This window comes from Geothrix sp. 21YS21S-4 (genome assembly GCF_030845995.1).
Taxonomy (GTDB): Bacteria; Acidobacteriota; Holophagae; order Holophagales; family Holophagaceae; genus Geothrix.
Window position 1 is genome coordinate 2,640,841 of record NZ_CP132719.1, and the last position, 19,642, is coordinate 2,660,482.

General features: G+C 67.6%; 21 protein-coding genes and 1 tRNA gene. 4 read left to right on the forward strand and 18 right to left on the reverse strand.

The features are described from left to right. Positions 1–20: 20 nt before the first annotated feature. Positions 21–971 (reverse strand): deoxyhypusine synthase family protein, encoded by a 951-nt coding sequence (locus tag RAH39_RS12065; protein ID WP_306590370.1) that lies wholly within the window; start codon positions 969–971, stop codon positions 21–23. Between the two features lie 144 nt (positions 972–1,115). On the opposite strand from RAH39_RS12065, the gene motA reads away from it, so the two are divergent. Both motA and motB read left to right on the forward strand, forming a co-directional pair. Next, positions 1,116–1,982, forward strand: coding sequence for a flagellar motor stator protein MotA (gene motA / locus RAH39_RS12070; protein ID WP_306590371.1), 867 nt, complete (start codon positions 1,116–1,118; stop codon positions 1,980–1,982). Positions 1,983–1,988: 6 nt separating this feature from the next. Continuing rightward, entirely contained in the window at positions 1,989–2,873 is an 885-nt protein-coding gene (gene motB / locus RAH39_RS12075; RefSeq protein ID WP_306590372.1) for a flagellar motor protein MotB, read from the forward strand. Between the two features lie 155 nt (positions 2,874–3,028). On the opposite strand, the gene RAH39_RS12080 is transcribed toward motB, so the two are convergent. The 6 genes from RAH39_RS12080 to RAH39_RS12105 form a co-directional block, all read right to left on the reverse strand. Then, the gene (locus RAH39_RS12080; protein WP_306590373.1) at positions 3,029–3,730 is read right to left on the reverse strand and encodes an outer membrane lipoprotein-sorting protein; all 702 of its coding nucleotides are present in this window, start codon (positions 3,728–3,730) and stop codon (positions 3,029–3,031) included. Continuing rightward, complete coding sequence (locus RAH39_RS12085) at positions 3,730–4,089, reverse strand: phosphomannose isomerase type II C-terminal cupin domain (RefSeq protein ID WP_306590374.1); 360 nt, start codon at positions 4,087–4,089, stop codon at positions 3,730–3,732. The genes RAH39_RS12080 and RAH39_RS12085 overlap by 1 nt, the downstream gene beginning before the upstream one ends. A 43-nt stretch (positions 4,090–4,132) precedes the next feature. Next, complete coding sequence (locus RAH39_RS12090) at positions 4,133–5,200, reverse strand: mannose-1-phosphate guanylyltransferase (RefSeq protein WP_306590375.1); 1,068 nt, start codon at positions 5,198–5,200, stop codon at positions 4,133–4,135. 66 nt (positions 5,201–5,266) lie between these two features. Next, complete coding sequence (gene pfkA, locus RAH39_RS12095) at positions 5,267–6,235, reverse strand: 6-phosphofructokinase (RefSeq protein ID WP_306590376.1); 969 nt, start codon at positions 6,233–6,235, stop codon at positions 5,267–5,269. Beyond that, entirely contained in the window at positions 6,232–6,549 is a 318-nt protein-coding gene (locus RAH39_RS12100) for a hypothetical protein (RefSeq protein ID WP_306590377.1), read from the reverse strand. Before RAH39_RS12100 ends, pfkA begins: the two co-directional genes overlap by 4 nt. Before the next feature lie 40 nt (positions 6,550–6,589). Further along, positions 6,590–7,114, reverse strand: a complete 525-nt coding sequence (locus RAH39_RS12105) for a hypothetical protein (RefSeq protein ID WP_306590378.1) — start codon at positions 7,112–7,114, stop codon at positions 6,590–6,592. A gap of 136 nt (positions 7,115–7,250) precedes the next feature. Here RAH39_RS12105 and thiC point away from each other — a divergent pair, with 136 nt between their 5' ends. Both thiC and RAH39_RS12115 read left to right on the forward strand, forming a co-directional pair. Next, positions 7,251–9,080, forward strand: a complete 1,830-nt coding sequence (gene thiC, locus RAH39_RS12110) for a phosphomethylpyrimidine synthase ThiC (RefSeq protein ID WP_373467364.1) — start codon at positions 7,251–7,253, stop codon at positions 9,078–9,080. Positions 9,081–9,178: 98 nt separating this feature from the next. Then, entirely contained in the window at positions 9,179–9,760 is a 582-nt protein-coding gene (locus tag RAH39_RS12115; RefSeq protein ID WP_306590380.1) for a DJ-1/PfpI family protein, read from the forward strand. A gap of 10 nt (positions 9,761–9,770) precedes the next feature. On the opposite strand, the gene RAH39_RS12120 is transcribed toward RAH39_RS12115, so the two are convergent. The 11 genes from RAH39_RS12120 to RAH39_RS12170 all read right to left on the reverse strand — a co-directional run bounded on the left by RAH39_RS12120 (position 9,771) and on the right by RAH39_RS12170 (position 19,520). Then, positions 9,771–10,130 (reverse strand): FKBP-type peptidyl-prolyl cis-trans isomerase, encoded by a 360-nt coding sequence (locus tag RAH39_RS12120; protein ID WP_373467365.1) that lies wholly within the window; start codon positions 10,128–10,130, stop codon positions 9,771–9,773. Between the two features lie 143 nt (positions 10,131–10,273). Then, positions 10,274–12,310, reverse strand: a complete 2,037-nt coding sequence (locus tag RAH39_RS12125) for a sensor histidine kinase (RefSeq protein WP_306590382.1) — start codon at positions 12,308–12,310, stop codon at positions 10,274–10,276. Beyond that, the gene (locus RAH39_RS12130) at positions 12,307–13,026 is read right to left on the reverse strand and encodes a response regulator transcription factor (protein ID WP_306590383.1); all 720 of its coding nucleotides are present in this window, start codon (positions 13,024–13,026) and stop codon (positions 12,307–12,309) included. The genes RAH39_RS12125 and RAH39_RS12130 overlap by 4 nt, the downstream gene beginning before the upstream one ends. A 76-nt stretch (positions 13,027–13,102) precedes the next feature. Then, a complete protein-coding gene (locus RAH39_RS12135; RefSeq protein ID WP_306590384.1) occupies positions 13,103–13,537 on the reverse strand; it encodes a helix-turn-helix domain-containing protein in 435 nt (144 codons plus the stop codon). Positions 13,538–13,691: 154 nt separating this feature from the next. Continuing rightward, on the reverse strand, positions 13,692–14,315 hold the full coding sequence (locus RAH39_RS12140) for a C40 family peptidase (protein WP_306590385.1): 624 nt from the start codon (positions 14,313–14,315) through the stop codon (positions 13,692–13,694). 70 nt (positions 14,316–14,385) lie between these two features. Next, on the reverse strand, positions 14,386–16,383 hold the full coding sequence (locus RAH39_RS12145; protein WP_306590386.1) for a DNA topoisomerase 3: 1,998 nt from the start codon (positions 16,381–16,383) through the stop codon (positions 14,386–14,388). An 83-nt stretch (positions 16,384–16,466) separates the two neighbouring features. After that, positions 16,467–16,542, reverse strand: a tRNA-Asn gene (locus RAH39_RS12150). Between the two features lie 70 nt (positions 16,543–16,612). Beyond that, positions 16,613–17,197: a GTP-binding protein gene (locus RAH39_RS12155; RefSeq protein WP_306590387.1), complete on the reverse strand. Its 585-nt coding sequence runs from the start codon at positions 17,195–17,197 to the stop codon at positions 16,613–16,615. 7 nt (positions 17,198–17,204) lie between these two features. Further along, entirely contained in the window at positions 17,205–17,702 is a 498-nt protein-coding gene (locus RAH39_RS12160) for a roadblock/LC7 domain-containing protein (RefSeq protein ID WP_306590388.1), read from the reverse strand. A gap of 41 nt (positions 17,703–17,743) precedes the next feature. After that, the gene (gene deoC, locus RAH39_RS12165; protein ID WP_306590389.1) at positions 17,744–18,580 is read right to left on the reverse strand and encodes a deoxyribose-phosphate aldolase; all 837 of its coding nucleotides are present in this window, start codon (positions 18,578–18,580) and stop codon (positions 17,744–17,746) included. Positions 18,581–18,674: 94 nt separating this feature from the next. Then, complete coding sequence (locus tag RAH39_RS12170) at positions 18,675–19,520, reverse strand: hypothetical protein (RefSeq protein WP_306590390.1); 846 nt, start codon at positions 19,518–19,520, stop codon at positions 18,675–18,677. Between the last annotated feature and the right edge of the window lie 122 nt (positions 19,521–19,642).

The following is a 19,642-nucleotide window of genomic DNA, read 5'->3' on the forward strand; positions in this document are numbered from 1 at the left end:
GGTGAAGCCTTTCTATCTCACTACCATCCCAGCAGATACGCGAAGATCAGCGGGGCCACGATGGTGGCGTCGGATTCCACGATGAACTTGGGGGTGTCGATGCCCAGCTTGCCCCAGGTGATCTTCTCGTTGGGGACGGCGCCGGAGTAGGAACCGTAGCTGGTGGTGCTGTCGCTGATCTGGCAGAAGTAGCCCCACAGCGGGACCTCGGTCAGCTCCAGGTCCTGGTGGAGCATGGGCACCACGCAGATGGGGAAGTCGCCGGCGATGCCGCCGCCGATCTGGAACATGCCCAGCGTGGAGGTCTTCGTGACCTCCTGGTAGTGGTTCGCCAGCCAGGTCATGTACTCGATGCCGGTACGGACGGTGTGGACGTTCTTGATCTCGCCCCGGATGACGGCGGCGGCGTACATGTTGCCGAGGGTGCTGTCCTCCCAGCCCGGCACCACGATCGGTACGTTCTTCTCCAGGGCCGCCAGCATCCACGAGTGCTTGGGATCGATCTGGTAGTGCTCCTTCAGCTTTCCGGCCTTCAGCACCTTCTGGAAGAACTCGTGGGGGAAGTAGTGCTCGCCCTTGGCGTCGGCCTCGGTCCAGACCTCCAGCATGGCCTTTTCCATCCGCCGCATGGCCTCCATCTCGGGGATGCAGGTGTCGGTGACGCGGTTCATGTGGCGGCCGAGGAGATCCGCCTCGTCCTGGGGCGTCAGGTCGCGGTAGTGGGGGACGCGCTCATAGAAGTCGTGGGCCACAAGGTTGAAGATGTCCTCCTCCAGGTTGGCGCCGGTGCAGACGATCAGGTGCACCTTGTCCTGGCGGATCATCTCGGCGAAGGACAGGCCCAGCTCGGCGGTGCTCATGGCCCCGGCCAGGGTGACCATCATCTTGCCGCCTCCTTCCAGGTAGACGCGGTAGCCCTCGGCGGCGTCCACCAGCGCGGCGGCATTGAAGTGCCGGAAATGATGCTTCATATAGCTGCCGACAGGGCCAAGCTGGGGATTGGAAAGAACCATACGTCCTCCGAATTCACCATTGTGCCAGCGGCCCGTTACGGGCCGGAGTCCAGAATTCAGTCCAGGCGGTCCCGGACCGATGTAACAGGCAGGAGCTGCAGCATGTTCTTCATCATCGGACTGGTGGTGGTCTTCGGGGCGGTCATCGGGGGCTACCTGATGGAAGGGGGCAGCATCCCCAACCTGCTTCATCCGTTGCCGGCGGAAGGCACCATCATCTTCGGCGCCGCGATCGGATCCTTCCTCGCCGCCAACCCCATGACCACCATCAAGCGCGTGGCGGCGGACATCGCCAAGCCGCTCAAGGGCAGCCCGTACACCAAGGCGGTGTACATGGAGGTCCTGATGATGCAGTACGAGGTCTACGTCAACATCAAGAAGGGCGGCCTGCTGGCCCTGGAGCAGGACGTCAACGACCCGCACAATTCGGCGATCTTCAAGAAGTACCCGACGTTCACCCACAACCACCACGCCCTCGATTTCTTCTGCGACTCCATGAAGCTGCTCATCAACGGCAGCGCCAAGATGGACGAGATCGACCTGGTGATGGACGCCGACCTCGACGTGCACCACGCCGAGAGCGCGGCGCCCGGCGCGGCCGTGGGCAACCTGGCGGACGCTTTCCCGGCGTTCGGCATCGTGGCGGCGGTGATGGGCGTGGTGATCACCATGGGCTTCCTGGACCAGCCCCCCAACGTCATCGGCGGCAAGGTGGGCGCCGCGCTGGTGGGCACCTTCCTGGGCATCCTGCTGGCCTACGGGGTGTTCCAGCCCCTCGCCAAGAACATCGACGCCGTCAACGGCGCCGAAGGCTTCTACTACAACTGCCTCCGGTCCGGCCTCACCAGCTTCGGCAACGGCGCCGCGCCCGTGACCGCCGTGGAATTCGCCCGCCGCAACATCCCCTCCACCGAGCGCCCCGGTTCGGGAGAGCTCGAAGAAGTGGTCCGACAGATCAAGCCGAGGTGACGGAAGGTGGCCGAGCAGCAGCCTGAAGTCAAAATCCGGATCGTCAAGAAGAAGGGCGGCCACGGCGCGGCCCACGGCGGGGCCTGGAAGGTGGCCTACGCGGACTTCGTGACGGCGATGATGGCCTTCTTCCTGCTGATGTGGCTGCTGAACAGCGCCAACGCCAACACCAAGGCCGGGATCGCCGGGATGTTCCAGGATCCCAACTTCTTCAACACCGAGCGCGGCAAGGAGATCCTCGCCAACCACGGCAAGGGCATCCTCCCCGGCGGGCGCGGCATGGCGCCGGGGCCCGACGGCGACGGAGACGGCGATACCTCCGCGGAAGCCCCTCCCGCATCGGCGGAAGAGGAGCACAAGACCCTGGAGGCCACCGCGGAAGCCATCGAGAAGTCCTTCCAGAAGGACGAGCTGCTGCAGGCCTTCCAGGATCAGCTCAGCATGGACTTCACGGACGAGGGGCTCCGCATCCAGATCCAGGACAAGGCGGCCCAGGTGCTGTTCGATTCGGGGAGCGCCACCCTCAAGGCCTACACCCTTTCGATCCTCAAGGAGATCGCCAAGGAACTGGGCAAGCTGCCCAACCGCGTGGTCATCGGCGGACACACGGACGCCGCCCAGTACGCCAACAAGGCCTACACCAACTGGGAGCTGAGCGCCGAGCGGGCCAACGCCGCGCGCCGGGTGATGGAGAGCGCCGCCGGGGGCCTGCGCCCCAAGCAGGTGCGCCGGGTCACGGGCTACGCCGACACCGTTCCCCTGGAGGGCAAGGATCCCAAGGATCCCCAGAACCGCCGGATCTCCATCGTCGTGATCTCCGCCGCGACCGAAGCCACCGAGACCCGCAACCAGAAGTCCCGCCCCCGCGAGAAGGAAAAGCACGGGGAATAAAGAAGCGCCCGGAGGTACGGGCGCTTCGAGAGGGTAGGTTGGCGGGATTGCGAGTGGTGGGGAGTTGGAGCGGGAGTCCCGCGGACGGGACTGGTCTCAATAGGTGGGACGTATGGTGGCGGGAAGCCCTTGCGGGCACCTCGCCTTCCATCCTATCACCGCTCCGATCCCGGCCATTGGAGAAGGGAGCCTTCCACCCCCTTCGACCAGCCGCTAAAGAGGAGTTCGACCTGCCGCCCGCCGGGCTCCTCCATCTCCATCTTCGACAGGACGGGCTGGCCGTGGGCCTGGACGACGGGACCGAACCGCACCGTCCGCGCCAATCGGCCCGACGCCAGCCGGAACTCGGCTTTCAGGGGCAGGGATCCTTCCTTGGCCACCCACAGGACCGCCTGCCGATGGCTGACCGCGGGTCGCCGGGCTTCCAACTCCAAGCGCCAACAGGGCCGTCCTTCGAGCGTCCCATCCGCCAGATCCGTCACCGCGTAGTCCTCCCGGAACCGGCTGCGGGCCACATCGCCGCCGGCCGCGGCGCCCAGGAGGCGCTGCTGGGGCGTGACCTTCAGGGGACGTGTCGACCCCGGGACCAGGAGCCACATCTCGTCCCCCCGCAGGAGGACGGAACGGCCCTTCTCCTTGTCGGAAAGGCCATCCAGACGGGCGATGCCGCCCTCGCCGGACAGGACCTTCCACCGTTGGGAACCGCCCCCGGCCTTGATCGTGAGTTCCACCGTGAACGCCGGCCACGGATGGCGGAGGCGGTCCACCCGCGCCAGGATCTCCTCGCCCGACACGCCCTGGGCCGAAGCGGGCAGGGCCAAGGCGAAGAGGAGAAAGGGCGGGAACGCTGGGCGCATCAGCGGCGCCCGTAGTCGTCCTGGAGGCGCTCGATGTCCGTCTCGTCGAAGGTGCCCAGGCTCACCTCCAGCACCCGCACCGGCGTCGGCGAATCCGCGTCGCAGCGCAGCCGATGGGTGCAGCCGAGGGGCAGCCAGATCTCCTCCCCCACGGCGGGGCGCAGTTCCGCGCCGTCCCGGTCCACCACCACGCCGGGATCCAGCGCCACCCACAGCTCGCCCCGGTGGCCGTGCCGCTGAAGGCTCAGCTTCTGCCCGGGATTGCAGGTGAGAATCTTCACCGTGCAGGGCGTGTTGAGGGCGTACTGGTCGAAGCAGCCCCAGGGCTTGTCCACGTGGAGGGTTTCGGGTCGGTCCATGCGCGGTAGTGTAGCGGGACTCGGGGAAGGCGGAGCCCGCCCTTTACAGCAGGTCCGCGCGCCCTTCCGCCTGGAGCCGCTCGACGATCTGCTTGACGGTCTGCGCGCGGTCCCGGTGGCAGATGAGCAGGGCGTCGTCCGCGTCCACGACGATCAGATTCTCCACGCCGCTGGCGGCGATGAGGCGCTTCCCGCCGAAGAAGGCGCTGTTGTGCGTGTCCAGCAGGAGCGTGTCGCCCCGGGTGACATTTCCCTCCGAATCGGCCTGGTGGAACTCGATGGCGGCGGGCCAGGAACCCACGTCCGACCACCGGAAGCGGGTGGGCACCACGGCGACGGTCCCGGCCTTCTCCATGAGGGCGACGTCGATGGCCACTTTAGGTAGCTGGCCGTAGGCCGCGGCCAGGGCCGAGGGTTCGGCGCCGGCGGCGGTCCAGGCGTCCAGGGGCGCCAGAACGTCGGGAGCATGCTTCTCCAGCCCTTCGCGGAAGTCGGCGAGGGTCCACACGAACATCCCCGCATTCCAGTAGTGGCGCCCGGATTCCAGGTATTCCATGGCCACGTCCGCCGGGGGCTTCTCCCGGAAGGCCTTCACCTGGAGGACGGGCCCCTTCCCTTCGGACTCGATGTAGCCATAGCCGGTCTCGGGATAGGTGGGCCTGATTCCGAAGGTCACCAGCTCGTGGGCCGACTGCGCGTGGTCCACGGCGAGGTCCAGATCCTCCAAGAAGATCTCGCGGTCCCCGATCCAGTGGTCGGCGGAGAGGACGGCCATGACGCCGCCGGGCACCTTCCGCTCGATCTGCACCAGGGCCAGGGCGAGGCAGGGCGCGGTGTTCCGGCCCTCGGGCTCCACGATCACGTTTTCCGCGGGAAGTTCGGGCAGCATCCGGCGGGTCTCGGCGGCGAGGTCCTCCGTCGTCACCACGAAGATCCGCTCGGGAGGCACGTGGCCGTCCAGGCGGCGAACGGTCTGGTGCAGCAGGGTCTCGGTGCCCGCGATGGCGAGGAACTGCTTGGGCCGCGCGTTGCGGCTGTGGGGCCAGAAGCGCGTGCCCCGGCCGCCGGCCATCACGACTGCCACGAGGGAATCCTGGGAACGCTCCGCCATCATCGACCTCCTGCCGCCGCGCGACCCTTCCAGGGAACCACGCCCCCGCCGCCCCTCACAAGGCGGCTAGCGCGACAGGACGCCCACCAGCTCGCCCAGGTCCCCGGGCGGGACGGGATGGGGATCCAGGACCCTCGCCAGCGGCTGGATCGCCAGGGCGCCCGCCACTTCGCCCAGATAGAAGCCCTTCTGCCCGGCATCCAGCAGGCGGACGGCGGCGGCGCCCCAGCGGCTGCCCCAGATCCGGTCCAGGGCGGAAGGGCTTCCGCCCCGCTGGATGTGCCCCAGGACCACCACTCGGAGGTCCAGCCCGTGATCCCGGCGCAGCCGGTCGCCCACGGCCATGGCATTGCCTGCGCTGTCCCCTTCGGCCACCACCACGATGGAGCTGCGCTTGCCCCGCAGCCAGTTGGTGTGGAGGTGCGTCACCAGCGTCTCGTAGGAATCGTCGGGAGATTCGGGATAGAGCACCGCTTCCGCGCCGCAGGCGATGGCGGTGTGGACGGCCAGCATCCCCGAGCTGCGCCCCATCACCTCCACCAGGAACAGGCGCCCGTGGCTGGAGGCGGTGTCGCGGATGCGGTCGATGGCCTCCACCGCGGTGTTGAGGGCCGTGTCGAAACCCAGGGTACGGTCCGTGCCCGGCAGGTCGTTGTCGATGGTCCCGGGAATCCCGGCGCAGGCGATACCGTGCTCCCGCTGGAGGGCCTCCGCCGCCCGGAAGCTGCCGTCGCCGCCGATCACCACCAGGGCGTCGATCCCCGCGGCGCGGAGATTCGCGACGGCCACCGCCCGTCGTTCGGGCTGATGGAATTCCGGGCAGCGGGCGGTATGGAGGACGGTGCCTCCCCGCTGGAGGATGTTGGCGCAGGCCCGGCTCGGGAGCGGCGCCATGTCCCCTTCCAGCAGCCCCTGGTAGCCCTGGCGGATCCCCCAGGCCTCGTGCCCCAGGGCGTCCGCCTGGCGTACCGCGGCGCGGATGGCCGCGTTCATGCCAGGTGCGTCCCCGCCGGAGGTGAGGACGCCGATCCTCATTTCGCCTTCCGCTTGGTGGCGGCGGAGCCCCGGGGGGCGCCGGCCTTGCGGGAAGCAACGGCCTTCCCCTTCTTCCGGGCGGCCTTCGTGGCGACCCGCTTCCCCTTGGGCGTGTCCCTCACGTGGAGTTCCGGCGGCGGCAGGGGCGGAGGCTCGACGATGCCGCGGGGCACGGGCGGGAGGTCGCCCTCGGAGATTCCCTGCGAAGCGGCCCGCTGGGCGCGGACCTTCAGGACGGGATCTTCCTGCTGGGACCGGGGCGCGGCGACCAACCCCAGGGCCAGGCTGCTGATGAACAGGACGCGGCGGGGCATGCTTCCTCCGAGGAACCGATTATGGCACCCCGGTGGGAACTCAGCCCCCGGCCTTCCGCTGGCTCTGATCCTTCAGCGCCTGGGCGAAGAATTCGGCCACCACGGAATCCGCATCCGCCTTGGTGCTGTCGGCCATCTGGGGCTCGCGGTGGAGGATGTCCCGGCCCGACGGCGCCATGCGGGGGATGTGGTCCTCCGTGGGCTGCAGCCGCGCCAGGACATACTGGGAGACTTCGATGAGGCTGCGCCCCACGCGCTCCAGCTTCTGGCGCACCACGTCCTGGTACTGGTAGAGGTCGAACGCCCCCTGGATGTTGTAGGCCCCGTTGTCGGCGTGAAATCCGATGGATTCGAGCTTGGCCGTGAGGGATTCCAGGTCGTCGGAGGGAGGGACCAGGTGCCGGAGAATTTCCTGGCACTCCTTGGCGAGCACTTGGATTTCCTCAAAGCTGTGCTGGACGACCTCGATCTGCCCGAGCACGCGGTCCGCGCCCCCCTCCTGTTCCTGGAGGATCCGCATGAGCTGGTCCGGAATGGCTTGATCTTCCTTGGGCTTGTCCTGCATGGGCGGACTCCGTTCTTTCCTATCGTCCCCTGGGGTCGAATCTTTGAATTCGTCGCCCCGCCCCCCGCGCGATAAACTTTCTGATTCGGGGATCAATCCCGGACAGAATTTCCTCAAGTCTGGAGTTTCCATGACCATGCAGTCGAATCCCGCGCCCCTTCCCGTGGCCGGGACGGCCCTCGCGGCCTGCCTGACGCCCTTCCCCGCCTCCACCAAGATCCATGTGAGCGGCCGCCAGCCCGGCGTGCGCGTCCCCTTCCGCCAGATCCAGCTCCATCCCACCCGCGATTTCCAGGACCGCCTCACCGACAACGAACCCGTCGTCCTGTACGACACCTCCGGCCCCTACACGGATCCCGCCGTCACCATCGACGTGGCCAAGGGCCTGAACCCCCTCCGCCAGGACTGGATCACGGGCCGCGGCGACGTGGAGGAGCTGCCCGGCGCCACCAGCCTCTACCGCAAGCTGCGGGAGCGCGACAAAGACCTGGACGCCATCCGGTTCCACGCGGACCGTAAGCCGCTGCGGGCCAAGGCGGGCCGCAACGTCTCCCAGATGCACTACGCCAAGCAGGGAATCGTCACGCCCGAGATGGAGTTCATCGCCATCCGCGAGAACCTGGGCCGGGAGGCGGCCGGGCTCCAGAGCCGCATCACCCCCGAATTCGTGCGCGACGAAGTGGCCCGCGGTCGCGCCATCATCCCCGCCAACATCAACCATCCCGAGACCGAGCCGATGATCATCGGCCGCAACTTCCTGGTGAAGATCAACGCCAACATCGGCAACTCCGCCGTGGCGTCCTCCATCGAGGAGGAGGTCGAGAAGATGGCGTGGTCCATCCGCTGGGGCGCCGACACAGTGATGGACCTCAGCACCGGCAAGAACATCCACGAGACCCGCGAGTGGATCCTCCGCAACAGCCCCGTGCCCATCGGCACCGTGCCCATCTACCAGGCCCTGGAGAAGGTCAACGGCAAGGCCGAGGACCTCACCTGGGAGATCTTCCGCGACACGCTCATCGAGCAGGCCGAGCAGGGCGTGGACTACTTCACCATCCACGCGGGCGTCCTGCTGCGCTACGTGCCCCTGACGGCCAAGCGCGTCACCGGCATCGTCTCCCGCGGCGGCAGCATCATGGCGAAGTGGTGCCTGGCGCACCACAAGGAGAACTTCCTCTACACGCATTTCGAGGACATCTGCGAAATCATGAAGGCCTACGACGTGGCCTTCTCGCTGGGCGACGGGCTTCGCCCCGGCAGCACCGCCGACGCCAACGACGCAGCCCAGTTCGGCGAGCTGGAGACCCTCGGCGAACTCACCAAGATCGCGTGGAAGCACGACGTGCAGGTGATGATCGAGGGCCCCGGCCACGTGCCCATGCACCTGATCCAGGAGAACATGACCAAGCAGCTCGCCGTGTGCGACGAGGCCCCGTTCTACACCCTCGGGCCCCTCACCACCGACGTCGCCCCGGGCTACGACCACATCACCAGCGCCATCGGCGCCGCCATGATCGGCTGGTTCGGCTGCGCGATGCTGTGCTACGTGACGCCCAAGGAGCACCTGGGCCTCCCCAACAAGAAGGACGTGAAGGACGGCGTCATCGCCTACAAGATCGCCGCCCACGCCGCGGATCTGGCCAAGGGGCACCCCGGCGCCCGCATCTGGGACGACGCCATGAGCAAGGCCCGCTTCGAGTTTCGCTGGGAGGACCAGTTCAACCTGGCGCTGGATCCCGACACCGCCCGCGAATTCCACGACGAGACCCTGCCCGCCGAAGGCGCCAAGACCGCGCACTTCTGCTCCATGTGCGGCCCCCACTTCTGCTCCATGAAGATCACCGAGGACGTCCGCCAGTACGCCGCGGCCCAAGGCGTCTCCGAGGAGGAGGCCCTTCAGAAGGGCATGGAGGAGATGTCGGAGACCTTCGTGGCCAAGGGCGCCGAGGTCTACCAGAAGGCCTGACCGGGCCCTCTCCTTCACGGAAAAGTCCCGCGTTCCGGCGGGACTTTTCCGTGGCGCCGCGCGTATGATCGGATCGGTTTTCCTTCCAGGAGGCAGTCATGGCCGCGAAGAAGATCCTCATGCTGGTGGGCGATTTCGGCGAGGACTACGAAATCATGGTGCCCTTCCAGGCGCTCCAGGCCGTGGGCCACACGGTCCACGCGGTGTGCCCCGACAAGGGGACGGGCGAGTACGTCGCCACCGCCATCCACGATTTCGAAGGGCACCAGACCTACTCCGAGAAGCCCGGCCACCGGTTCGCGCTGAACGCCACCTTCGCCGAGGTCCGACCGGAGCAGTACGACGCCCTGGTGGTTCCTGGCGGCCGCGCGCCCGAATACCTGCGCCTCAACCCCAAGGTCCTGGAGATCGTCCGCCACTTCTTCGACGCGAAGAAGCCCGTGGCGGCCATCTGCCACGGCGCCCAGCTCCTGGCCGCGGCCGGGGTGCTGGAGGGCCGCACCTGCTCCGCCTATCCCGCCTGCCGGGCCGAGGTGGAAGTGGCCCGCGGGAAGTACGCGGACATCGCGGTGGACGCGGCCGTGACCGACGGCAACCTGGTCACCGCCCCGGCCTGGCCCGCCCACCCCGCGTGGATCGCGCAGTTCCTGCAGGTGCTGGGCACCCGCATCGCGCTCTGAGGCCGAAGCGCTACTGGACGCCCAGCAGCTCCACATCGAAGATCAGGTCGGCGTTGGGCGGGATGTCCCCGCCCGCGCCGCGCGCGCCGTAGCCCAGCGCCGCGGGGATGTGGAGGGTGCGCTTGCCGCCCACCTTCATGGACATCAGGCCCTCGTCCCAGCCCTTGATCACGCGTCCCAGGCCGATGGGAATCACCAGCGGCTCGCCGCGGTCCACCGAGCTGTCGAACTTCTTCCCGCGCTGGCCCTTGTCGGACAGCCAACCGGTGTAGTGGACCGTGCACCGCTGGCCGCGCTGGGGCAGCGGGCCCGTGCCCACCTGCGTGTCCACGTACTGGAGGCCGCTGGGCGTGGTGGTCAGGGCCGGCATCTTGGGCTTGGCCGCCGCCGGTTTCTTGGGCAGCGCCGTGGCGGAAGATGCATGGGCCGCCGCCGGCAGGGCGAGGCACAAAACGAGGGCGGACCAGGGGCGGATCATGGGACCTCCTGCTCCCGAGTGTACGTCACCCGTTTCTAATCCGGGGTCGGTCCAGCCTCGGGCCTGGTGCGGGGCAGGAACACCCGGAACACGGTCCCCGTCCCCGGGCGGCTGCTCAGCGTGAGGCGCCCGCCGTGGGTGTCGACGATGTGCTTCACCAGGTCCAGCCCCACGCCGGCGCCCGGCGTGGCGGCGGCGTTCTGCCCGCGGAAGAAGCGCTTGAAGATGTCCTGCTGCTGATCCTCGGGAATCCCGATCCCCGGATCCGCCACCTCGAAGGCGAACCACCCCGGCTCCGGCGAGAAGATCCGAAGGTGGATGTCGCCGCCGTCGGGCGTGTACTTGATGGCGTTGTCGAGCAGGTTCTGGAGGGCGATGGAGATCCACTCGGGATCGCAGGTCACGGTCTCGACTCCGAATCCGGCATCCACGACGATCCGGTGGGTGTCCGTCGTGGCCTGGGCGCGCGCGGCGACCATGGCGAGTTCCCGCGCCAGATCGAGGGGCTGGGGCCGGAAGGCCCAGGTTCCCGCGGCCATCCGGCCCGGATGGAAGCTGGTGTCCAAAAGGTGGAGCAGCCTGCGCACGGCCCCGCGGATCTTCCCGAGATGGCCCGGAATCCGCGCCGAGGCGCTCCCCCGCGCCATCCCGATGATCTGGGCCGAGCCGTCGATGATCGAAAGGGGCGTCCGGAACTCGTGCGAGATGGTGCTGATGAACCGCTCCTGCTCGTCCACCATCTTCCGCATCTCCGCCAGGGCCTGCTCGGCCTGGGCCTTCTCGCGGTGGAGCTCCAGCGTCCGCGCTGCCACCCGCGCCTCCAGCTCCGCGCCGTGGCGCTCCGCGGCCGCCAGCGCCTCCGTCCGCACGACGTCCCGTTCCCGCTTGAAGCGCTCCAAGCGGTAGGCCACGGGCACGTTCATCAGGATGAGGTGGAAGATCGACGCGAGGTAGAAGGCGTGTTCCGTGGCGAACGTGGCCGGCAGCCAACCGAGGTTGCGGCCCAGCAGCAGGACGGCCCCTGCGAGTTGGACGCCGAAGGCCAGCAGGTAGAGCCGCGCCGCGCCATTTCCCCGCACGGCCAACCATCCCGCCAGCGCCCCGTTGAAGAGCGCCATCGCCAGCAGGAGGAGCTGCGTGAGCGGGGCGATCGCAAAATAACCTCCCATCGCGCAGACGGCCACGCCCGCACCCGCGAGACCCCAGACGGTCCAGCCGTAGGCGCGACCGGCCCGGGGGAAGCCCTTCCTGAAATCCACGATCCCGGAGAACACCTGCCCGCCCAGCCCGAGAAACAGGCAGTTCGTGGTTCCGATGAGCCACTGGAACACCCGCGGATGATCCGGCGTGAACAGGAGATTCCCGTACCCGGACGTGCCCAGGGACAGGAGGATCATGCAGCCGACGTAGGCCCCGTAGTGGAGATGCAGGCTCTCCCGCAGGCGGATCCAGTACACGAGGTTGCCGATCAGGATGATGAAGGCGATCCCGAAGAAGCCTCCGAACCAGAAGCTCTCTCGGACGGCCGCGCCCCAGAACGCCCCGGGCTCCCACAGGATGGGCTCCACCGCCATGGTGGTCCGCGTGGCCACGCGCAGGAAGCAGACCTGCGGGCGATGGGACGCGAAGGCCGGAGGCGGCAGGGAGAACACCGCATGGCGGTAGCGATCCGCCGCTCCGGTCAGGGGAAGGATCGCGCCCCGCGGCTGCTCCGTGTAGGTCCCCTCGGCCCCGGGCGAGAACAGGCGGATGTCCTCCAGGAACGCGACGGGGACTTCCAGCTTCCGGTCCCCGGTGGCGCTCCCCCAGAAAAGGGTGAAGCGCAGCCAGACCGTTCCCTTTCCGTAGCCCCGGGAGACGTTTCCCGGCAGCGGCGCGAAGGCGCACCCTTCCGCGGCGGCCTGAACCTCCGCCAACGACAGCCGGCCTGCGGGATCCGTCAGGAGTTCCAGGTGGCCCGCGAGCGGGATCCGCCCGCCCCGCGCCACCGTCACCTCGGGCGCGGCCCAGGCGCTCACCGCCGCCAGCCATCCGGCGACCAGCGCCGACAGGGCGCGCCGCAGGCTCCTCATGCCCGCAGGTTCGACGTGGACAGGAAGGCGTAGCCCTCGCCGTGGCGGGCCCGCAGGGGAAACGCCTCGCCGGGACAGGCTTCCTTGGCCTTCTTCCGGAGGCGGCTGACCAGGGCCTCCAAGCGATGCTTGGAACCAGCGTCCGCGTCCCACCCCAGGAGGCCCAACAGGTCGTCGTGCTTGAAGGTCTTGCCCGGCTCCGCCATCAGCCGGACCAGCACCCGGAATTCGCTGGCGGTGAGGGAAATCGGCGTTCCCGACGGAGAGAAGACGACCGAGCCGGCCCGGTCCAGCCGCCACGGCGCCACGGGCGCTTCCGCCGCGGGTCGCTGCGACAGCCGGCGGTGGAGGCTCTTGATGGCGCCCGCCAATTCCCGGAGGTCCACCGGCTTCACGAAGTACAGGTCCGCCCCCCCGGCGAGGCCCCGCACCCGGTCTTCCACCTGGCCCCGCGCGGTGAGCATGAGGATCCCCAGCGCCGGGCGCTCCTGCCGCAGCCGTCGCGCCGCGGAGAAGCCATCCTCCCCCGGCAATCCCAGGTCGAGGACGAGAATATCCGCCTCCCGCGCCGCGAAGAACGTTTCCAGCGCCTCCGCGGACGACACGCCCCACGCGGCCATCCCGAAGTCCGGGAGCCCCACCAACAGGATGTCGCGGAGGTCGTCGTCGTCCTCGCACACCACGACCCGGATCCGGGCAGCGGAAAGTTCAGGCATGGGCGTGTCCATTCGCCCCAGCCTACCATTCCCTACAAGGTCCTCCTGAATGTCCGGCGGCCCGGAGAAGGAGGCTTCAGCCCTCGAGGGCCTCCAGCTGAGCCTTGGCCCGCCGCACGCCCAGGGTCCTCACCGACGCGATGGCCGCGAGCTGCTGGGGACGGGGCTTGGATTTTCCGGTCTCCCAGTTGTAGACAGTCTGGGCGGAGACGCCGAGCAGCTTCCCCATCTCCGCGGCGGACAGGCCCAGCCGCTTCCGCTGCGTGGCGAGCCCCTTGGCCCGGAATCGGAGGCGGGGGCCCGCTTCGCCCTCGGCAGCCGCCGCCTTGGGCACGGCCTTCTTCGCCACGCGCGACAGGTTCTTCTCCAGGGCCGCCACCCGCCGCTTCAGGGCGGCGATGTCCGAGCGGTACTGGGCCGAGGCCTTCTTCAGGGTTTCGAGCTCGTTCCGGACTTCCTTCCGGGCCAGCCTCAGGATCTCGGATTTGAGGACTGTCGCGATATTCGGCATGTATGAGCTCCAGAATTGATGGATCGGAATGATCGTGACAGAAATTCCCGGGATGGGAAGTATCCGTCATTTTCGATTTAACTAGCCACTTCGAAAAGCCCCGCTCTCCGCTTAAAACTGCCTCCGGAGATAAATCCCCCTGAAGATAAGCGCCTCATCTGGATTTGAGGACCGCCACCAGGTCGAAATTCGGATCAGCCGCGAAGTCCGATGGCGCAATGAATCCCAGCTGGTTCCACTGGACCTCCAGGTCCACCTGCTCGTAGCACTGGGCCACGTACTCCGAGCAGATGAACTCGCGGTCGGGCTCTATTTTCTTCAGCTGCTTCTTCGTGAATGGGACTTTGGAAGCCAGGATCCGGGCGGCCATCTTGGCGATCTCGTCCTTGTCGTAGGGATAGCCGAACTGGTCCACGGCGTACTGGGCGAGCGCGGTGAGCTTCTTCGCGCCCACCGCAGCGAACTTGCGGTTCCGGATGATCGCCATGCCCCCTGGATAGGGCTTTCCGTCGTTCGCGTAGTCCTCCAGGTACTTGGACAACCGCACGGTCCGCACGCCGATGGGCTCCACGCTCTCCAGGAGCATGATCCGGTCGATGGCATCCAGGCGGAGAATGAAGGCGACGTGGCTCCACACGCTGGCCGTGGCCTGCTGGATCATGGATGAGAAGACGCCGGTGCCCGAGCAGATCAGGACGTCCCCGTTCTGGAGGTCCTTTCGGATCTTCGCGTAATCGGCCGCGGGGTCCGGGGGAAACGCATCGACGCTGAGGGCCATGGGGCGCTCCGGAGAGAAGGGCCTTTTCGGGAAAGCCCCACTAGGATAGTCCTTCTCCGATTCGATCTGCCTAGGGAGTCTTCCCGATGGGCGCCATCACCTGGCATGGCGCGCAGCGGTGGAAGAACTCTCCCCGCCGGGTGCTGGGGATGATCCGCATGGGGGCGCCGCAGGAGGGACAGGGCGCGCCGTGGATCTGCGGCGCGGGGGCCTCCTGCAGCTCGCCCACCACGGCGGATACGAACCCGCGGATGTCGCCCATGAAGGCCGCCCGGGTCTCCTCGCCGCGCCGCATGCGCTCCAGCCGGGCCTCCCACTGGCCCGTCAGCTCGGCGCTGCGGAGAGCCTCCACGGAGAGGCTCTGGATGAGGCGGACGCCCTTGTCCGTGGGAAGGAGGACGTTGCGCTTGCGCTCGACGTAGGCCCGCTTGATGAGGGTCTCGATCATGTTGGCGCGGGTGGCGGGCGTCCCCAGGCCGCAGTCCCGCATGGCCCCGCGGAGGCTCTCGTCGTCCAGCTCCCTGCCCGCGCCCTGCATGGCGGACAGGAGGTCCCCCTCGCTCATGCGCTTGGGCGGCGTGGTCTTCCCCTCCTTGGGATCGAGGGAAGCGACGGCCACGGCTTCGCCCTTCTTCACGGCCGGCAGGCCCTCGGCCTCTTCGCTCGTCTCCTCTTCGCCTTCCGCGGAAGGGTCGGCGCCTTTGTCCGCTTTCTTGCGGCGATGGGGAGGATCCACCGCGGACCAGCCCTCCTCCTTCACCACGGAGCCCTGGGTCTTGAACGTCTCGGGGCCGATCTCCGTCACGAGGGTGGTCTTCACCTCCACCCGCTCCGGGAAGTAGGCGCCCAGGAAGCGCCGGGCGATCAGCTCGTAGATCCGCAGCTCGTCGCCGGCCAGGTCCCGGGCCGGCTTTTCGGTGGGCACCAGCGCGGCGTGATCCTCCACTTCCTTGTCGTTGACGAACCGCTTGTCGAGCTTCACGGGCCAGCGCGCGCGGAGCTGGTCGAGAAAGGGCCCCAGCCCCGTGAGCTGGCCCTGGGCCAGCGCCTTGATCCACTGCGGCGCCTTCTGGGCGTCCGCTTCCGTCAGGTGGCGGCTGCTGGTGCGGGGGTAGGAGATGAGCTGCTTTTCGTAGAGATTCTGCGCGAGGCCGAGCGTGGCCTCCGCGGTGAACCCGAAGCGCTTGTTGGCCTCCTTCTGCAGGCTCGTGAGGTCGTACAGCAGTTCGGGCTTCTTCTTCTCCGTCCGGCCCGTGACGCTGCGGATCCTCCCGGGCCGACCCTCCAGCTCCGCCGCGAGGGCCCTCGCCTCCTCTTCGGCGGCGAACCGCTCCTGGACCTCGCCCTCCCGCTCCCGGAACCACCGGCCCTCGTAATTCCCCACGGGATGGGCGAATCGGGCGCGCAGGCTCCAGAAGGGCTGCGGCTTGAAGGTGCGGATGTCCAGCTCCCGGCGCACCAGGAGCGCCAGGGTGGGCGTCTGCACCCGGCCCACGCTCCACACGCCGTCCTCCGCCCCCGCGCGGCGCATCCGCAGCGTCTGGGCCCGCGTGGCGTTGATGCCCACCAGCCAGTCCGCCTCCTGGCGGCTCCGCGCCGCGTCCCGAAGACCCGCGTAGGCCTCGCCCGGCTTCATCGCGGCGTAGGCCTCCCGGATGGCCTCCGGCGTGAGGCTGGAGGTCCAGAAGCGGTGGACGGGCTTGGCGCACGCCGCCAGTCGGTACACCAGGTCGAAGATCAATTCCCCTTCCCGCCCGGCGTCCGTGGCGTTCACCACTTCCGTCACGTCCGCGCGATTCAGCAGGCGGGCCACCGCCTCGAACTGGTCCTTCGTCTGCGCGATGGGCGCGTAGCGGAAGGGCTCCGGGAAGATCGGCAGCCGGTCCCACCGCCAGGCCTTCCAAGCCGGATCGTACCCTTCCGGATTCAGCGCCTCCACCAGGTGCCCCACGCACCAGGTCACCACCAGCCCGTTCCCCTCGATGAAGCTCCGCCCCCGCCCCGCCAGACCCAGCGCCTCCGCCAAGGCGCGGCCCATGCTGGGTTTTTCGGCGACGATCAGGCGCAACGGAATCTCCCCTTCCCATTTTCCACGGATGCTCCCGCCGTACGCGAAAAGCCCCGGAACCGTTGGATTCCAGGGCTTCGTTCTGGCTCCGGAGGAGGGATTTGAACCCCCGACCTAGTGATTAACAGTCACCCGCTCTGACCCCTGAGCTACTCCGGAAGGGCGAAGGTCCATTCTACCGGAGGATGGGGGAGATTCAAGCGGGGGGCTGCGGGAGCTGTGACCGGCGTCAGCCCCGCTGCAGCTCCATGAGGATCTGGCGGGCGGCGGCCTTGAGGGTCTCGATGACGCCGGTGCCGTGGTTGGCGACGGCTTCGATCATGGGCTCGCCACGGAAGCGCAGAAGGCGCTCCATCTCGGGCACCGAGGCCGCGGAGGGCATGTCGCGCTTGTTCAACTGGAGGACGTAGGGGATCGACCGGATGTCGAAGCCGTTCTCCTTGAGGTTGGTGGCCAGGTTCGCGATGGATTCGATGTTGGCCTCCATCCGCGCGCGCTGGCTGTCGGCGACGAAGATGATCCCGTCGCAGCCCCGGAGGATGAGCTTCCGGCTGGCGTCGTAGAAGACCTGGCCCGGCACGGTGTAGAGGTGGAAGCGGACCTTGAAGCCCTTCACCATGCCCATGTCCAGGGGCAGAAAATCGAAGAACAGGGTGCGGTCCGTCTCGGTGGCGAGGCTGACCAGCTTGCCCTTCTTGTCCGGATGGGCCTGCTCGTAGATCCACTGGATGTTCGTCGTCTTCCCGCAGAGGCCGGGACCGTAGTAGACGATCTTGCAGTTGATCTCGCGCGATGCGTAGTTGATGAAAGTCATGGCGGGACTAGTCGCCGAACAGGCGATCGATGTCTTCGTCCGTGATCTCCGAGAAGGGGCTCTCGAAGCGGCCCCCCGCGTCGGTCTCCTTCTGCGCGCGCTGCTCCACCTGGTCGAAGATCTCCAGCAGCTCCTTGCTGGCCTTCTTCACCCGCAGCCGCACCAGCGCGAGGCTGGAATTCTGGTCGAAGATCACGACGAGGATCCCGCGCTTGCCCACGATGGAGATGTGCAGGTTGTCCTTCTCGCCCTCGTGGAAGAGGAGGCTGAACTCCTTCTCCCCGATGAGCTTGGCCAGGCCGTCCGTGGCGGCCACGTTGCCCGCGGTGAGCGAGGCCAGGCTGGTGGCGTCGATGCTCTTCACGTCGCCGGCGGCGGCGATCTGCTGGCCGTTCTTGTCCACCAGGAACACCACCTTGGCGGAGGCGTCCTTCTGCAGGCGGCTGATGATCTCGTAGAGGAGCTTGTACTCCTCCTCGAACATGATGAGATCCAGCTTTGCCACGAGAACCTCCGACGGGACGGCTCTCTGGAGAATACCGCAGTTCAGTAGGTCCCCGTCCCCGCTCCCCCGCGGACCACGGCGATGGACGCGGAGAGGCCCAGGCGCGTGGCGCCCGCGAGGACCATGCTCAGCGCGTCGGCGTAGGTGCGGATCCCGCCGGAGGCCTTCACGCCCATGTCCGTGCCCACCGCGCGGCGCATGAGGGCGATATCGGCTTCCGTGGCGCCGCCGGTGGAGAAGCCGGTGGAGGTCTTCACGAAATCGAGGCCCGCTTCCAGGGCCAAGGCGCAGGCGCGGGTCTTCTGCTCCTCGGAGAGCAGGCAGGTCTCCAGGATCACCTTGAGGACGGCGGGCGCGGGGACGGCGGCGCGGAGGCCCTCCATGTCCCGGCGCACGGTGTCCCAGTCGCCGCCCTTGGCGGCGCCGACGGCCAGGACCATGTCCACTTCCTGGGCGCCGTCCAGCAGCGCCACCTCGGCCTCGCGGGCCTTGGATACCAGGGACGAGGCCCCCAGGGGAAAGCCCACGACCGTGCAGGTCCGCACGCCGCTGCCCTTGAGGAGCGAGGAAGCCAGAGGTACCCACAGGGGATTCACGCAGACGGAGGCGAAGCCGTAGGTGAGGGCCTCGCCGCAGAGGGTTTCCACCTGGGCGCCGGTGGCATCCGCCTTCAGGAGGGTGTGGTCGATGAGCGGCGACAGGTCCCAGGGCCCCCCCGGGAGGGCCGCCTGCGCGGCGGGCCGGTGATGCTGGCCGGAACCGTCGCGGAGGAGGCAGAAACCCTCCACGCATCCCAGCAACTGGGTGCGGTTCTCCCCGCGCCAGGGCAGCAGCCGGGCGCGGATTTCGGCGGTGAGGTCGAGGAGGGGATCGATCATGCTCCCATCATGGCCTCTGCCCTCCGCCGCGAAAAGCCGTACGCGAAAAAGCGGGCCGAAGCCCGCTTTTCGTCCTGCGGAAACGAGAGCCAGATTACTTCTTGGCCTCTTCCTTCTTCTCGGTCTTCTCAGCCTTCTTGGCGGCCTTCTTCTCAGCCTTGGGGGCGTCGGCCTTCTTCTCTTCGGCGTTCATCGCCTTCTTCTCGGCGGCGGGAGCAGCCTCGGCCTTAGGGGCCTTCTTGGCGTGCTTCTTGGCCTTCTTCTCAGCCTTGGGGGCATCGGCCTTCTTCTCTTCGGCGTTCATGGCCTTCTTCTCGGCGGCAGGAGCGGCCTCGGCCTTCTCGGCCTTCTTGGCGTGCTTCTTGGCCTTCTTCTCAGCCTTGGGGGCGTCGGCCTTCTTCTCTTCGGCGTTCATGGCCTTCTTCTCGGCGGCAGGAGCGGCCTCGGCCTTCTCAGCCTTCTTGGCGTGCTTCTTGGCCTTCTTCTCGGCCTTGGGGGTGGGGGCATCGGCCTTCTTCTCTTCGGCGTTCAGAGCCTTCTTCTCTTCCTTCTTGGGCTCAGCCTTCTTCTCGCCCTTCTTTTCCTTCTTGGGCTCGGCCTTCTTCTCTTCGGTGTTCAGAGCCTTCTTCTCTTCCTTCTTGGGCTCAGCCTTCTTCTCGCCCTTCTTTTCCTTCTTGGGCTCAGCCTTCTTCTCTTCGGTGTTCAGAGCCTTCTTCTCTTCCTTCTTGGGCTCAGCCTTCTTCTCGGCCTTCTTTTCCTTCTTGGGCTCGGCCTTCTTCTCTTCGGTGTTCAGGGCCTTCTTCTCTTCCTTCTTAGGCTCGGCCTTCTTGGGCTCGGCCTTCTTCGTCTCCACCTTCTTGGCCTCGGGCTTCTTCGCCTCGTCGGCGAACGCGGGGCTGATCAGAGCGGCGGCGACGAGGAGCGCAGCAAGCTTCTTCATGGGGGATTCTCCCTGGGTTGATCCGGCACGGCCGGAAGTGCAATCCAGGAAGCAGCAATCAGGCCAACATTCAAACCCAATAAAATATCCACTTAAAAAATATTGACCCCTTCAACTGCCGT